Raw genomic sequence first — 14337 nt, 5'->3', positions numbered from 1 at the left:
GAACCCCATGACGTACGCCCGTTGGACCCGGATCACCGCAACCACCGCCCTCGCCGCGCTCGCGCTCACCGGATGCGGTACCAGCGAGGAGGCGATCGGCGACCCCGACGCCCCGAAGGGATCGCTCGCCGCCGCCTGCCCGTCGACCGTGGTCATCCAGACCGACTGGTACGCCACCCCCGAACGCTCCCCCGCCTACAACCTGATCGGCCCCGACGGCGAGATCGACGTCGACAAGGGCGCCTACGTCGGCGAGATCGGCGACACCGGCGTCACCGCCGAGATCCGGCTCGGCGGGCCCTTCATCGGCGGCCAGCCGGTGACCGCGCAGATGTACACCGATGACACCATCGACCTCGGCGTGGTCGCCACCGACATCGCGATCCGCGACTACGAGAAGTTCCCCACCCGTGGCGTGTTCACGATGATGCAGAAGTCGCCGTTCATGGTGATGTTCGACCCGGCCAAGTTCCCCGAGGTGAAGACCTGGGACGACGTGAAAGCCACCGGTGCGCCGGTCCTGCACGCCCAGGGCGTCAGCTGGGTCGACTACCTGGTGCATGAGGGCCTCGTCGACACTCAGCAGCTCGACGGCTCCTTCGACGGCAGCCCGAGCCGGTTCGTCGCCGACGACGGCGCGCTGTTCCAGCAGGGCTACGTCAGCAACGAGCCCTACCGCTGGGAGCACGACGTCGCCGAGTGGGCGAAGCCGACGGCCCACCTGATGCTCGACGACGCCGGCTACCAGGTCTACCAGCAGGCGTACGCGGTCCGGGCGGACGACGAGGAGGCGCTGAGCCCGTGCCTGAAGGAGCTGGTGCCGCTGCTGCAGCAGTCGGAGATCGACTACCTGAAAGACCCGAAGCCGGTCAACGACACCCTGATCGAGATCGCCGACGCCATCAAGGACGGTCCCCCGATCACCCCGGGCGGCAACGAGAACTCGGTGAAGGTCCAGGTAGAGGCGGGGCTCGTCGCGAACGGCCCGGACGGCGCGTACGGCAGCTTCGACGTCGCGCGCGTCGACAGCGTGATCGAGACGATGACCGCGGTGCTCAAGGACGGCGGCAAGGACGTCCCGGAGATCACCGGCGACGAGCTGGTCACCAACGACTACATCGACCCCGAGATCAAGCGTTGACCCCACATCGAGCAAGCACTGTGATCGCTCGCATCCTCGGGGCCCGTACGTCCGCCGGCCTGGTCGATCTCGGGATCGACGCCGGAATCATCAGTACGGTCTCCGACCCGTCCCCCATCGGGCCGGAGACCGTGGTGGACGCCGCCGGCGCGGTCGTGATGCCCGCCTTCGTCGACGCCCACGTCCACCTCGACAAGGCCCATCTGCTCGGCGCCGGCGGGCTCGAGCCCACCGGCCCGGGCGTGGGCCCGGCGATCGCGCTGATGCAGGAGGTGCGGCGTACGCAGCCCGCGGGGATCGTCGAGGTCGGCGCCCGGCGGGGCGTGGAGTCGCTGGTGCGCCACGGGGTCGTGGCCGCGCGGGCGCACGTCGAGGTCGACGCCGACATCCGGCTCGACATGCTCGACCTGCACATCGCGCTGCGCGAGCAGAACGCCGCGCGGATCGACCTGCAGCTCTCGGTCTTCCCGCAGAACGGGCTCACCCGCGAGGTGGTCGCGCTGATGAGCGCCGCGCTGCGGCACGGCGGCGGTGTCGTCGGCGGATGTCCCTACGTCGACGACGACCAGGAGGCCCACCTCGACACCGTCTTCGGCCTGGCCGACCGGTTCGGGCTCCCCGTCGACCTGCACCTCGACTTCGACGACGACCCGTGCGGGTCGATGGTCGCGGCCGTCGCCGAGCGCACCCGCGCCCTCGGCATGCAGGGCCAGGTCACCATCGGGCACGTCACCAAGCTGGCGGCGATGCCCGTGGACGAGCAGGAGGTGGCGTACGCGCTGATGGCGGAGGCCGGGATCTCGCTGGTCGTCATGCCGGCGACCGATCTCTATCTCGGCGGGGCCGGTGAGCCCGGCAGCCGCAGCCTGGCTCCGCTGGAGCGTGCCCACGCCGCCGGGGTGCGGGTAGCGGTCTCGAACAACAACCTGCACAACGCCTTCTCCCCCTACGGCAACGGCAACCTGCTCCAGGCCGCGTGGACCGCCGGGCTGACCCGGCAGCTGGTCGGCCCTGAGATGCTGGACCTGCTCGTCGCCTCGATCACCGACCATCCGGCCGGGATCCTCGGACGGGCCCCGCACGGCACGACCGTCGGCGACGTCGCCGATCTGGTGGTCCTGGACACCGAGGACCCCCGTCTCGTCGCACTGCAGGTGCCCTCGGTCCTGGCCTCGATCCGGTCGGGAGCGCTCGTGCACGAGCAACGAAGCATTCGTACGCAGACCATGGAGGTCACCTCATGACCGGCAGCAGGACACTTCGCAACGCCACCCTGGCGGACGGCTCCCGAGTCGATGTCTCGGTGGCCGACGGGAGGATCTCGGGGCTCTCGCCCGCCTCCTCATCGGCGGCGGCCGGCGCAGACCTGGACCTCGGCGGCGCGCTCCTTCTGCCCGCCCTCATCAACGGTCACGCCCATCTGGACAAGACCCTGGTCGGCTCCGGGTGGCAGCCGCACCGCCCCGGCACGACCGTCCGCGAGCGGGTCGCGGCCGAGCACACCCTGCGCGGCGAGGTCGGCGTGCCCGTGCTGGAGCGCGCTCGCGCGCTCGCGGAGCAGATGATCTCGTTCGGCACCGGGACGGTGCGTACACATGTGGACATCGACCCCGAGGTCGGCCTCGCCGGGCTGGAGGCGGTCCTGGAGGTGCGCGAGGCGCTCCGTGACCGGCTGCGCATCGAGATCGTCGCCTTCCCGCAGAGTGGGATCACCACCTCGCCCGGCACCGAGAAGCTCCTCGACGAGGCGCTGGCCGCGGGCGCGGACCTCGTCGGCGGGCTCGACCCGGACGGCTTCGACGGCGACGCCGAGGCCCACCTCGACGTCGTCTTCGGTCTCGCCGCCCGGCACGGCGCCGGCGTGGACATCCACCTCCACGACCTGGGCGCGAGCGCCGTACGCCAGTACGAGCTGATCGCCGCCCGCACCCGCGCCGAGGGACTGGGTGGAAAGGTGAACGTGAGCCACGCGTACGGCCTCGGCTCGATCCCGATCGAGGAGGCGCGCCGCGTCGGCGGGCTCTTCGCCGAGGCTGGTGTCTCGGTGCTGACCAACGGGCCGGCCGGGCCGATGCCGCCGGTGCTGGCGCTGCGTGAGGAGGGCGCCACCGTCTGGTCCGGCTCGGACAACATCCGTGACGCCTGGTGGCCCTACGGCGACGGCGACATGCTCGCGATCGCGCGCCAGGTCGCCTATCAGTCGGGGTTCCGCACCGACGAGACCCTCGCCGTCGCGCTCGACCTCGTCACCGACGCGGCCGCACGCGCGCTCGGGCTGGAGGCGTACGGCATCGTCGTCGGGGCTCCGGCGGACCTGCTGGTCCTCGACGTTCCGACCCCCGCCGCGGCCATCGCCGCCAGCCCCACCTCGCGGACCGTTCTGCATGCCGGCGAGGTGGTGGCGACGCGCGTCGAGACCGTCGAGGTCAGCCCAGCATGTCCTTGACGAGCGGCACGACCTGGGTGCCGTAGAGCTCGATCGAGCCCATCAGGTCCTCGTGGCGCACCTGACCCTGGTCGTACTTCAGGTCGAACCGGTCGACGCCGAGCACCTTGATGGTGCCGGCCAGCTTCCGGGCGACGGTCTCCGGCGAGCCGACGTAGAGGGACCCGCCTTCGATCTCGCGCTCGAAGTCGCCGGGCGAGGGCGGCGGCCAGCCGCGCTCACGGCCGATCTGGGTACGCATCGCCAGCCAGCCCCCGTAGACCGTCTCGCGGGCCTGCTCGTCGGTCGCCGCGACGAACCCGGGCGAGTGGACGGCGACGCGCTGGCGCGGCACCCCGAACTCGTCCTGGGCGCGCTCGAAGAGGTCGATGTAGGGCGCGAACCGGTCGGCCGGACCACCGATGATGGCCAGGAAGAGGCCGAAGCCGTGGCGGGCTGTGCGTACGACCGACTCCGGGCTCCCGCCGACGCCGACCCACGCGGTCAGACCGTTCTCGGTGCGCGGGAAGACCTCCTGGTCGGTGAGCGCCGCGCGGGTGCGGCCCTCCCAGGTGACCTTCTCCTCCTTGAGCAGGGCGGCGAGCAGCTCGAGCCGCTCCTCGAAGAGCTCCTCGTAGTCGGCGAGGTCGAAGCCGAACAGCGGGAACGACTCGGTGAACGACCCACGCCCGGCGACGATCTCCGCGCGGCCCCGGGAGACCGCGTCGAGGGTGGCGAACCGCTCGAAGACCCGCACCGGGTCGTCGGAGCTGAGCACCGTCACCGCGGAGCCGAGCCGCAGTCGCTCGGTGCGGGAGGCGACCGCGGCGAGCACCATCTCCGGGCTGGAGACGGCGAAGTCGCGGCGGTGATGCTCCCCCACGCCGAAGAAGTCCAGCCCGACCTGATCGGCGAGCACGCCCTCCTCGACGATGTTCCGGATCACCTGCGCGTGGTGCTGCGGCTTGCCCTCGGCGTCGCGGGTGACCCCGCCGAAGGTGTCCAGGCCGAACTCGATGTCAGTCACGCCTGTTGAAACCTCAACCAGTCGTGGCGCATTCCCAGGGCTCTGCCGGGACCTCGTGGGTTTCGCCGGTCAGGTGGCGCCACAGTGTGCCGCCGCACTCGAGGTCGAGCCTGCCGTCCGGGCAGGCGTCGGTCGGTACGTCTCGCCCGAGCGCTGTGACCGACGCGAGCACGCGGTGTGGGCCCAGGAGCCCGGGGATCAGGGAGCTCGCGTCCAGGTCGAGGGATTCGACCAGAAGCGGGCGCCCGTCGTCCTGATGGGCCGACCAGGTGGTGGCCACCCGCCCGGGGCGCTCGCCGTGACGGCCGAGGACGAGGGTCTCGCGGAGGGCGAGCCTTGCCGTGGGAGCGAGGGTGACCCGGGTGTCGCGGGTGACGTCGGCGCCGGCGGAGACCACGAAGGGCTCGCCGGCCCAGACCAGGCTGGCGTTCGCGGCGAGGGTGATCGCGACCGTCCAGGACGCGTGGCCGCCGTCCATGTCGTAGGCGACCGTCCCGGCCGGCTCGACCAGGGTCAGGCTGGCGCCCTCCCCCACCTCGACCTCGACCGTGACGTCGTCGCCGGCCAGGAGCATCGCGCCGTCGGGGACCAGCGAGATCCGCGCCGAGCGGGCGTCGCTGGAGAGCAGCATCGGCCGCAGGGCCGGCGCGGTCGAGGGTCCGGTGACGTCGGTCTCGACGCGCACCCGGCCGCCGTCGACCGCCCCGACCCGCACCCGGGTCAGGGACCCGCTGGCCAGCTCAGGCGTGCTGGTGGCCATGGACATGCTCAGCCTCGTGGACATGGCTGGTGCCGTCCGCGTGGAAATGGGGCGCCATCGGCCCGGGGTCAGCCGGGACCAGGGCGCCACCGCGGTGCCGGGCCAGCTCGGACCTCACCCACTCCACCAGCGCCTCGACCGAGGCCGGATCGGTGCGCGAGAGCGCGATGACCGGACGGCCCTCGCGGACCGACCCCGCGTCGGAGACCATCGCGACCGGGTCGACACCGACGTACGGCGCCAGGTCGGTCTTGTTGACCACGAGCAGGTCGGCGCGCTCGATGCCCGGGCCTCCCTTGCGGGCGACGTCGCCACCGCCGGCGACGTCGATGAGGAAGATCTGGGTGTCGACCAGCGCCGGGGAGAAGGTGGCGGTGAGGTTGTCGCCGCCGGACTCGACCAGGACCACGTCGAGCGGCGCGAACTCCTCCTCGAGCTCCTCGACGGCGATCAGGTTGGCGGTGACGTCGTCGCGGATCGCGGTGTGCGGGCAGGCGCCGGTCTCGACGGCCCGGATGCGGGCCGGGTCGAGCACGCCGGCGGAGCGGAGGAAGCGGGCGTCCTCGTCGGTGTAGATGTCGTTAGTGACGACGCCGATCTCCAGATCGGCGGAGAGCTCACGGCACAGCAGCGCGATGAGCGAGCTCTTGCCGGTCCCGACCGGACCGCACACCCCGATGCGCAGTCCCCTGCCGTTCTTCGTCGTGTTTTCAGGCACTGAACAACCTCCTGGTCGTATGGGCGTGGGTCTGGGCCCACAGGTCGAGCTGGGGCGCGCTGGGCGCCGGGATGTGTTGGGGATCGGTGAGCGGGGCGACCTCGGTGGCGAGCCGCTCGGCCTCGGGGAGCAGGTCGTGCACCCACGAGGTGGCATCGAGCGGGTCGAGGGGCAGCAGCTTGAGGGATGCCGAGGCGACCGTCTGCAGGTCGTCGTACGCCACCAACCGGCCCAGCGAAGCTGGCGCGATGCCACCGGTGGCGGCCGCCGCGGCCAGGACGATCGGGCGGCAGGGCCGCTCGAGACCGGCCACCGCCGCGAGGTGCGGCGAGTCCGGGAACAGGCGCCTGACCAGCCGCAACAGCGCGCGACCGAGGGTGCGCGAGGTGTCCCGCATGGGAGCCGCGGGGGTGCGGGCCGCCCAGGCGTCCAGGACCGGTTCCAGCGGCAGACCGGCGCGCAGCCGGTGCAGCGCGACCACCGCCGTGCCCGCCTCGACCCTCACGACGCTGGCCAGCCGCGACCGCATGAAGACCGGCACCTGCCCGGCGGTGAGCCCGGAGCGTACGGCCGCCTCCAGCTGGCCTGACTGGGTGTGGCCGGCGACCGGGAGGCGGGCGTCGGCCAGCAGCATCATGAGCAGGTCGTCTGACATCGGGCTCAGAACATCGAGTAGAGCTGCGTCAGCGGCAGCTCGGTGGCAGGAGCGGGCTCGATCAGCTCGCCGTCGACGTGGATGCGGAAGGTCTCGGGCTCGACCCGGATCTCGGGGGTCGCGTCGTTGTTGATCATCTGAGCCTTCCCGATCTCCCGGGTGGGCGCGGTCCCGACGAGACGGCGGCGCAGGCCGAGGCGATCGGCCAGCCCGGCCTCCAGCGCGGACGGCGCGACGAAGGAGACCGCATGGTCCGCACCCGGCCCCACCAGCGTCGGCCGCATGAGCACCGGCTGCGGGGTCGGGATGGAGGCGTTCGGGTCGCCGAGGGCGCCCCAGATCAGGGCGCCGGACTTCATGACGACCTCGGGCCGGATGCCGAAGAACCGCGGGTCCCACAGGACCAGATCGGCCATCTTGCCGGGCTCCACGGAGCCGACCTCGGCGGCGATCCCGTGCGCGATGGCGGGGTTGATCGTGTACTTCGCGACGTACCTCTTGGCTCTGATGTTGTCCGCCTTCCCGCCCAGCGAGCCGAGCCGGGCCTTCATCGCGTGGGCGACCTGCCAGGTGCGGCAGACGACCTCGCCGATGCGACCCATCGCCTGCGCGTCGGAGGAGGTGATCGAGAGCGCGCCGAGGTCGTGCAGTACGTCCTCGGCGGCGATCGTGGTCGCCCGGATCCGGGACTCGGCGAAGGCCAGGTCCTCGGGCACCCGCGGGTTGAGGTGGTGGCAGACCATCAGCATGTCGAGGTGCTCGGCGACGGTGTTGACGGTGTGCGGCAGGGTCGGGTTGGTGGAGCCGGGGATGATGTGGGGCAGCGAGGCGACCGAGAGGATGTCGGGCGCATGCCCTCCCCCGGCACCTTCGGCGTGGAAGGCGTGGATGGAACGGCCGGCGATCGCTGCGACCGTCGACTCCAGGTAGCCCGCCTCGTTGAGCGAGTCCGAGTGCAGCGCGACCTGCAGGCCGTGCTCGTCGGCGGCCTTGAGAGCTGCGTCGATCGCTGCCGGGGTCGAGCCCCAGTCCTCGTGCACCTTGTAGGCGGCTGCGCCGGCCAGCGCCTGCTCGGCCAGCCCGGCCGCGGAGACGGTGTTGCCCTTGCCCATCAGCACCAGGTTGACCGGCATGTCGTCGAGCGCGCGGTGGATGGTCTCCAGGTGCCACGGTCCGGGGGTGACCGTGGTGGCCTTGGAGCCTTCCGAGGGTCCGGTGCCGCCGCCGCCGACCGTGGTGATCCCGGTGGAGATCGCCTCGACGATCTGGGACCGGGACAGCAGGTGCACGTGGACGTCGATCGCCCCGGCGGTGAGGATCTTCCCCTCGCCGCTGACCACGTCCGTGCCCGGTCCGATGACCAGGTCGGGGTGGACGCCGTCGGCGATGTCGGGGTTGCCGGAGCGACCCAGGGCGACGATCCTTCCGCCGCGGATGCCGACGTCGGCACGGACGATGCCCCAGTGGTCGAGCACGAGGGCGTTGGTGATCACCGTGTCGAGCGCACCCTCGGACCGCGGCACCGTCGACTGGTTCATCGACTCGCGGATCGACTTGCCGCCGCCGAAGACCGACTCCTCGCCACCCGCGGTCAGGTCGTCCTCGACCTCGATCCACAGGTCGGTGTCGCCCAGGCGCACCTGGTCGCCGGTCGTGGGACCGTAGAGCGCGGCGTACTCGGTCCTGCTGATCTCCACCATCACGCCTCCTTGACCTGGATGCCGGGAACGACCCGGGCACCCTTGAACGCCACGATCGCGACCTCACGCGACGCGCCCGGCTCGAACCGGCGCGAGGTGCCGGCGGGGATGTCGAGCCGGAACCCCTCGGCCGCCTCGCGGTCGAAGTCGAGAGCGGAGTTCACCTCGGCGAGGTGGATGTGGGAGCCGATCTGGACCGGCCGGTCGCCGGTGTTGAGGACGACCAACGTACGCCGCTCCGACTCGCTCCGGTCGGTGTTGAGCCGGATGGTGCCGTCGGCGACGCGTACGGCTCCGGGACCGCTGGACTGCATGGACATCTCCGCTTCAGGCGATCGGTTGGTGGATGGTGACGAGCTTGCGGCCGTCGGGGAAGGTCGCCTCGACCTGCACCTCGACGAGCATGTCGACCACGTCGGGCATGACCTGCTCGCGGGTCAGCACGGCACGCCCCTGCGTCATCAGGTCGGAGACCAAGGCGCCCTCACGCGCACGCTCGATCACCCAGGTGGAGAGGAGCGCCACCGACTCGGGGTAGTTGAGGAGCACCCCACGGGCGAGCCGGTCGCGAGCGACCATCCCGGCCACGGACAGCAGCAGCTTCTCGGTGTCGGACGGGGTCAGATGCATCTCGCCAACTCTCTGGACGGCCGGCCTAGACGGCCAGCTGGGATCGGACGTGATCGTGCGCCTCGGAGCCGCCGTCACCGCGCGCGGTGATCCGGCCGGACTCGAGGATGTAGTAGGCAGAGGCCGTACGCAGCGCGAACCCGACATGCTGCTCGACCAGCAGCACGGTGAGGTCGCCGCGACCGGTGAGCTCGGCGATCACCCGCTCGATCTCGGCGACGACGTTGGGCTGGATGCCCTCGGTCGGCTCGTCGAGGATGAGCAGCCGCGGCCTGGTGAGCAGCGTACGCGCGATCGAGAGCTGCTGGCGCTGGCCGCCGGAGAGCAGCCCGGCCCGCCTGCCGAGCAGGTCCTTCAGCGCGGGGAACAGGTCGAGCATCTCGCTGATCCCCGCTCGGTCGCCGACGAGCTGGAGGTTCTCCAGCGCGGTCATGTCGCCGAAGCTCTGCTGACCCTGCGGGACGTAGCCCAGGCCCCGCTTGACGCGTGCGCTCGGGCGCAGCGCGGTGACGTCCTCGCCGTCGAGCAGCACCCGGCCGCTCTTGGCCCGGACCAGCCCGACCGCCGCCTTGAGCAGGGTCGTCTTGCCGGCGCCGTTGTGTCCCATCAGCGCCACCGCGGCGCCGGTCGGGACCTCGAGGCTGACCTCGTGGAGCACCGTGGTGCGGCCGTAGCCGCCGGTGACCGACTCGATCCTCAGCATCAGGCGTCCTCCCCTGTTCCCGTGCTCGTCTCGGTCACCCCGGCGACGGTGTCGCCCAGGTAGACCCGTTGCACCTCGGCGTCTGCCCGGATCTCGGCAGCCGTACCCTCCGCGATCACCTTCCCGGCATGCAGGACGGTGACGACGTCGGCGAACCGGCGGACGAAGTCCATGTCGTGCTCGATGACCACGACGGTCCGCTCCGGGCTGATCCGGCGCAAAAGCTCCCCGGTCGCCTCCCGCTCCTCGGCCGACATCCCGGCGACGGGCTCGTCGAGCAGCATCACCGAGGAGTCCTGCACCAGCAGCATGCCGATCTCCAGCCACTGCTTCTGCCCGTGCGAGAGCACACCCGCCGGCCGGTCCGCCAGCTCTGTGAGCCCCACGGTCTCCAGCACCTCTGCGACCTGCTCGGGTGTCCCCCGCCGCGGCAGCATCAGCCGCCACCGCGCCCGGTGCACGCCTGCGGCGATGTCGAGGTTCTGCAGCACACTGAGCTCCTCGAAGACCGTGGCGGTCTGGAACGTACGCCCCACCCCGAGGCGGGTGATCCGGTGCGATGCCAGCGAAAGCAGATCGCGTGTGCGATAGCGCGCCTCACCACTTCCGCTCGCCAGCCCGGTCAGGGCGTCCACGAGGGTCGTCTTCCCGGCGCCGTTGGGACCGATCAGGAAGTGCAGCCGGCCCGGCTCCAGAGTCAGGGACACCCCGTCGATCGCCACGAACCCGTCGAACTCGACCCGCAGGTCGCTGACCTCCAGCGTCTCCGTGCTCATACCGTGACCTCCTCAGCCACTCGCGACTCGGGTTCCTCGGACCTCTCGGGCTCCGAACGCCGCGAGAACAGGCCTTTCACCAGCCCCAGCAGCTGAGCCAGCCCGCCCGGCAACAGCAGGATGACCAGCACGAACAGCGCACCCTGGAAGTAGGACCACGACCCAGGGAATGCCTCGGAGAGCGAGGTCTCGGCATAGCCGATCAGGAGCGCACCGACGGCCGGGCCGAGCAGCGAGGCCCGCCCGCCCAGTGCGACCCCGGCGAGCAGCCCGATGGAGGCGACGACGCCGACGTCGTCGGGCGAGACGATCCCGGCGATCGGCACGAAGAGCGCACCGCCGATCGAGGCGAGGACGGCCGCGATGACGTACGCCGCCAGCTTGACGTTGGCCGGGTCGGTGCCCAGGAACCGCACCCGCTCCTCGCCGTCGCGGACGGCGACCAGCAGCTCACCGAACCGGGTGCTGTAGAGCCAGGCCATCACCAGGATCGAGACCAGCAGGATCCCGGCGGCGATGAAGTAGAGCATCCGCTTGTTGGCCGGGTCGAACAGGGCGTACCCGAAGAAGCCCTGGAAGTTGTTGAGGCCGTTGGCGCCGCCGGTGGTCTTCACCTGGCCGACGAGCAGGATCGCGAAGGCGGCGGCGAGCGCTTGGCTCAGGATGGCGAAGTACGCCCCCTTGATCCGCCGCTTGAAGACCGCGAGCCCCAGCAGGCCCGCCACCAGTGCCGGGAGGACGAGGATGACGACCAGCGCCAGCCCGCCGCTGCGCAGCGGCTCCCACCAGCCCGGCACCGTGGCGTCACCGTAGAGCGCCATGAAGTCCGGCACCCCGCCCGGGCCGGCGTCGGCGAGCTTGAGGTGCATCGCCATCGCGTAGGCACCGATGCCGAAGTAGAGCCCCTGGCCGAGCACCAGCATCCCGCCACGACCCCAGGCCAGGCCGATGCCGACCGCCGCGATGGCGTAGCAGCAGTACTTCGCCAGCAGGCCGAGGCGGAAGTCGGACAGGACGGCCGGGGCGAGGACGAGCAGGGCGACCGCGAGCAGCAGCCAGCCGACGTACGGATAGCTGTGCTTGATTCTTGAGGTCTTCATGCCAGGCTCCTGGTCCGGACCGAGAGGATGCCCTGCGGGCGCAGCTGCAGGAACGCGACGATCGCCAGGAAGACGATCACCTGGGCGACCGAGCCGGTCAGGGCGTGGGCGAGGAACGCCTGCAGCAGGCCGATCCCGAGAGCCGCGACGATCGTGCCCTTGAGGTGCCCGATGCCGCCGACCACGACCACGAGGAACGCCTGGACGATGTAGGACGTGCCGAGGTTGGGGCCGGTCGACCCGAGCAGCGTGAGCGCCACGCCGGCGACACCGGCCAGACCGGACCCGATGAAGAAGGTGGCCCGGTCGGTACGGCGGGTCGAGATGCCGATGGTCTCGGCGAGGTCGCGGTTGCCGACGGTCGCCCGGATCTGCCGCCCGAGGGCGGTGAACCGGAGCACCGCCAAAAGGGCGGCCACGCACGCTGCGGCCAGGACGATGATGAAGAGCCTGGTCAGCGGGAAGTCGTAGCCCAGGATCGGGATCGACCCGTCCAGCCAGCCCGGCGCGGGCACCTCCTTGGCCGGCGCCCCGAAGATGTCGCGCGCGACCTGCTGCAGGACGAGACCGACGCCGTAGGTGACCAGCAGCGTATCCAGCGGACGGGCGTACATCCACCGCAGCACGCTCGCCTCGAGCGCCAGCCCGAGCAGCCCACCGATCACGAACCCCACGGGGAGCGCGATCAGCAGACTCAGCTCGGTGCTGGCGACGATGGTCGAGACGACATAGGCGGTGTACGCGCCGGCCATGATGAACTCGCCGTGGGCCATGTTGATCACGCCCATCTGACCGAAGGTCAGGGTGAGCCCGAGGGCGATGAGGAGCAGGACCGCACCGGCGGAGATGCCGGTGAAGACCTGGGCGAGCAGCGCGTCCAACGGGCTAGTTCTTCCACCAGTCGTAGGACTTCAGGTACGGGTCCGGCTCGATCGGCTTGTCGCTCGACCAGACCGTGTCGATCAGGCCCTCGGAGTTCACCTGGCCGATGAGCGCGGTCTTGGCGATGTGGTGGTTCTCGCCGTCGACCTCGACGGTGCCCTCCGGCGCGTCGTAGGTGACGCCGTCGGAGGCGTCGATGACGTCCTCGACGGCGAACGAGTCCGCCTTCTCGACCATGCCCTTCCACAGGTGCAGCGAGGTGTAGGCGGCCTCCATCGGGTCGGAGGTGACCGCCTTGGCGCCGTTGGCCGCCTTGAAGTCGGTGACGAACTTCTGGTTCACCGGGCTGTCGATGGTCTGGTAGTAGTTCCAGGCGGTGTACTGCCCCTCGAGGTTGCCCACGCCGACGCCCGGGACCTCCTCCTCGGCGATCGAGACCGAGAGCACCGGCATCGCCGAAGCGGTCAGGCCCTTGCCCTTGTACTCCTTGAAGAAGGCCACGTTGGAGTCGCCGTTGAGGGTGTTGAAGACCGCGTCCGCGCCGGCGGCCTTGACCTTGTCGACGACGGTGCCGAAGTCGGTCGAGCCCAGGGGCTGGTACTCCTCGCCGAGGACCTCGATGCCGTTGGCGGCTGCGTACTGCTTGATGATCTTGTTGGCCGTGCGCGGGAAGACGTAGTCGGAGCCGACCAGGAAGATCGACTCGATCTTCTTCTCCTGCTTGAGGAAGTCGAGGGCGGGGATGATCTGCTGGTTGGTGGTGGCGCCGGTGTAGAAGATGTTGTGCGAGGACTCCAGGCCCTCGTACTGCACCGGGTAGAAGAGCAGCGCGTCGTTGCCCTCGAAGACCGGCAGCATCGCCTTGCGCGAGCTGGAGGTCCAGCCGCCGAAGACCGCCGCGACGCAGTCGTCCTGGATCAGCTTCGTCGCCTTCTCGGCGAAGACGGTCGGCTCGGACTGGCCGTCCTCGCTGACGATCTCGAGCTTCTTGCCGAGCACGCCACCGTCGGCGTTGATCTCCTCGGCTGCCATGGACAGGGACTTGAAGACGGTCGTCTCGCTGATCGCCATCGTCCCGGACAGGGAGTTGAGGAAGCCGATCTTGATGGTGTCGCCGCTGGTGTCGACGCAGCTCTCGCTGGTCGCGGTGTCACCGGTCTTGGCGCCGCCGCAGGCGGTCGCGGTCATGCCCAGGGCAAGCACCGAGCTGGCCGCAAGGACGCGGCTCGAGAATTTCGTACGCACGGGATGGGGGTCCTTCCATCGGACAATTGCTCTCGAATGGAAGGAATCTAGGGATGGGTTGTTTCGCGGATGTGTCGGGCTCCGCGGCGATTTGTTTCCAGACGGAAACGCCTTCAGTCGGCCGAGCTCAAGGGAGGGTGTCGAGGACCGTCCGCAGGTCGCGGGCGACCCTGGCGACGGCCTCGGTCTGCTGGCGGGCGCGGATCTCCCGGGCTGCCGAGGCGCCCACCGGCGAGAGCGCGACCACGGCGCGGCGCTTGTCCTCGGCATGGATCTTGCGCAGCACCAGCCCGCGCTCGACCAGCCGGTCGACGTGCCTGGTCAGGGTGCCGGCCGGGAGCGCGGCGCCATCCGCGAGGCGCGTCATCGTCTGGCCCGGATCGTCGAGCAGCACGCTGAGGATGCGCCACTGCTCCGCGGTGAGGTCGAACTCGGCGTACGCCTCGGCGAGCGCTCGCTCGATCCGGCGCTGCGCCCGGGCGAGCAGCACGGCGAGATCCGCTACGGCCGTCTCCATGGCGTCCTCCCACGAATGTCTGCTGGATGCCCGCTGCGCCGAGGGCCCGACTCCCGTA

At 70.7% G+C, this 14337-nt stretch carries 16 protein-coding genes; 3 read left to right on the top strand and 13 right to left on the bottom strand.

Translation table 11 applies throughout. The features are described from left to right. The first annotated feature begins 7 nt into the window (after positions 1–7). Genes ABZY89_RS04945 through ABZY89_RS04935 form a run of 3 tightly spaced genes read left to right on the top strand, consistent with a single transcriptional unit; the run spans position 8 to position 3587 of the window. Positions 8–1141, top strand: a complete 1134-nt coding sequence (locus ABZY89_RS04945; RefSeq protein ID WP_355225109.1) for a hypothetical protein — start codon at positions 8–10, stop codon at positions 1139–1141. Positions 1142–1161: 20 nt separating this feature from the next. Further along, positions 1162–2385: an amidohydrolase family protein gene (locus tag ABZY89_RS04940; RefSeq protein WP_355225107.1), complete on the top strand. Its 1224-nt coding sequence runs from the start codon at positions 1162–1164 to the stop codon at positions 2383–2385. Next, positions 2382–3587, top strand: coding sequence for an amidohydrolase (locus ABZY89_RS04935; protein WP_355225105.1), 1206 nt, complete (start codon positions 2382–2384; stop codon positions 3585–3587). The genes ABZY89_RS04940 and ABZY89_RS04935 overlap by 4 nt, the downstream gene beginning before the upstream one ends. On the opposite strand, the gene ABZY89_RS04930 is transcribed toward ABZY89_RS04935, so the two are convergent. The 13 genes from ABZY89_RS04930 to ABZY89_RS04870 form a co-directional block, all read right to left on the bottom strand. After that, on the bottom strand, positions 3568–4593 hold the full coding sequence (locus tag ABZY89_RS04930) for an Atu2307/SP_0267 family LLM class monooxygenase (RefSeq protein ID WP_355225103.1): 1026 nt from the start codon (positions 4591–4593) through the stop codon (positions 3568–3570). The genes ABZY89_RS04935 and ABZY89_RS04930 overlap by 20 nt on opposite strands. 13 nt (positions 4594–4606) lie before the next feature. Further along, positions 4607–5359: an urease accessory protein UreD gene (locus ABZY89_RS04925; RefSeq protein ID WP_355225101.1), complete on the bottom strand. Its 753-nt coding sequence runs from the start codon at positions 5357–5359 to the stop codon at positions 4607–4609. Continuing rightward, a complete protein-coding gene (gene ureG / locus ABZY89_RS04920; protein ID WP_355225099.1) occupies positions 5334–6071 on the bottom strand; it encodes an urease accessory protein UreG in 738 nt (245 codons plus the stop codon). The genes ABZY89_RS04925 and ureG overlap by 26 nt, the downstream gene beginning before the upstream one ends. Further along, positions 6064–6726, bottom strand: a complete 663-nt coding sequence (locus ABZY89_RS04915; RefSeq protein ID WP_355225097.1) for an urease accessory UreF family protein — start codon at positions 6724–6726, stop codon at positions 6064–6066. Before ABZY89_RS04915 ends, ureG begins: the two co-directional genes overlap by 8 nt. 5 nt (positions 6727–6731) lie before the next feature. Continuing rightward, positions 6732–8426: an urease subunit alpha gene (locus tag ABZY89_RS04910; RefSeq protein WP_355225095.1), complete on the bottom strand. Its 1695-nt coding sequence runs from the start codon at positions 8424–8426 to the stop codon at positions 6732–6734. Next, a complete protein-coding gene (gene ureB, locus ABZY89_RS04905) occupies positions 8426–8746 on the bottom strand; it encodes an urease subunit beta (protein WP_355225093.1) in 321 nt (106 codons plus the stop codon). The genes ABZY89_RS04910 and ureB overlap by 1 nt, the downstream gene beginning before the upstream one ends. Positions 8747–8753: 7 nt before the next feature. Next, on the bottom strand, positions 8754–9056 hold the full coding sequence (locus ABZY89_RS04900) for an urease subunit gamma (RefSeq protein ID WP_008357715.1): 303 nt from the start codon (positions 9054–9056) through the stop codon (positions 8754–8756). 25 nt (positions 9057–9081) lie between these two features. After that, positions 9082–9759, bottom strand: coding sequence for an ATP-binding cassette domain-containing protein (locus tag ABZY89_RS04895; RefSeq protein WP_141805280.1), 678 nt, complete (start codon positions 9757–9759; stop codon positions 9082–9084). After that, on the bottom strand, positions 9759–10535 hold the full coding sequence (gene urtD / locus ABZY89_RS04890) for an urea ABC transporter ATP-binding protein UrtD (protein WP_355225091.1): 777 nt from the start codon (positions 10533–10535) through the stop codon (positions 9759–9761). The genes ABZY89_RS04895 and urtD overlap by 1 nt, the downstream gene beginning before the upstream one ends. After that, complete coding sequence (gene urtC, locus ABZY89_RS04885; RefSeq protein WP_355225089.1) at positions 10532–11635, bottom strand: urea ABC transporter permease subunit UrtC; 1104 nt, start codon at positions 11633–11635, stop codon at positions 10532–10534. Before urtC ends, urtD begins: the two co-directional genes overlap by 4 nt. After that, positions 11632–12516 carry an urea ABC transporter permease subunit UrtB gene (gene urtB, locus ABZY89_RS04880; RefSeq protein ID WP_355225087.1) on the bottom strand — a complete coding sequence of 295 codons (885 nt, stop codon included), beginning with the start codon at positions 12514–12516 and terminating at the stop codon, positions 11632–11634. The genes urtC and urtB overlap by 4 nt, the downstream gene beginning before the upstream one ends. Before the next feature lie 4 nt (positions 12517–12520). Next, positions 12521–13762, bottom strand: coding sequence for an urea ABC transporter substrate-binding protein (gene urtA, locus ABZY89_RS04875; RefSeq protein WP_355225085.1), 1242 nt, complete (start codon positions 13760–13762; stop codon positions 12521–12523). Positions 13763–13889: 127 nt separating this feature from the next. Continuing rightward, positions 13890–14279, bottom strand: coding sequence for a MarR family transcriptional regulator (locus ABZY89_RS04870; protein ID WP_355225083.1), 390 nt, complete (start codon positions 14277–14279; stop codon positions 13890–13892). Positions 14280–14337 lie beyond the last annotated feature (58 nt).

The sequence above is a fragment of the Nocardioides sp. NPDC006303 genome, from assembly GCF_040613175.1.
Classification (GTDB): Bacteria; Actinomycetota; Actinomycetes; order Propionibacteriales; family Nocardioidaceae; genus Nocardioides.
Note: the sequence above shows the minus strand (reverse complement) of the source record. Positions and strands in the feature narration are given on the sequence as shown.

Excerpts from the sequence above, each read along its gene's own strand:
- ABZY89_RS04945 (WP_355225109.1), top strand. The coding sequence starts at position 8 with ATGACGTACGCCCGTTGGACCCGGATCACCGCAACCACCGCCCTCGCC.
- ABZY89_RS04935 (WP_355225105.1), top strand. The coding sequence starts at position 2,382 with ATGACCGGCAGCAGGACACTTCGCAACGCCACCCTGGCGGACGGCTCC.
- ABZY89_RS04925 (WP_355225101.1), bottom strand. The coding sequence starts at position 5,359 with ATGTCCATGGCCACCAGCACGCCTGAGCTGGCCAGCGGGTCCCTGACC.
- ABZY89_RS04915 (WP_355225097.1), bottom strand. The coding sequence starts at position 6,726 with ATGTCAGACGACCTGCTCATGATGCTGCTGGCCGACGCCCGCCTCCCG.
- ABZY89_RS04910 (WP_355225095.1), bottom strand. The coding sequence starts at position 8,426 with ATGGTGGAGATCAGCAGGACCGAGTACGCCGCGCTCTACGGTCCCACG.
- ureB (WP_355225093.1), bottom strand. The coding sequence starts at position 8,746 with ATGTCCATGCAGTCCAGCGGTCCCGGAGCCGTACGCGTCGCCGACGGC.
- ABZY89_RS04900 (WP_008357715.1), bottom strand. The coding sequence starts at position 9,056 with ATGCATCTGACCCCGTCCGACACCGAGAAGCTGCTGCTGTCCGTGGCC.
- ABZY89_RS04895 (WP_141805280.1), bottom strand. The coding sequence starts at position 9,759 with ATGCTGAGGATCGAGTCGGTCACCGGCGGCTACGGCCGCACCACGGTG.
- urtD (WP_355225091.1), bottom strand. The coding sequence starts at position 10,535 with ATGAGCACGGAGACGCTGGAGGTCAGCGACCTGCGGGTCGAGTTCGAC.
- urtC (WP_355225089.1), bottom strand. The coding sequence starts at position 11,635 with ATGAAGACCTCAAGAATCAAGCACAGCTATCCGTACGTCGGCTGGCTG.
- ABZY89_RS04870 (WP_355225083.1), bottom strand. The coding sequence starts at position 14,279 with ATGGAGACGGCCGTAGCGGATCTCGCCGTGCTGCTCGCCCGGGCGCAG.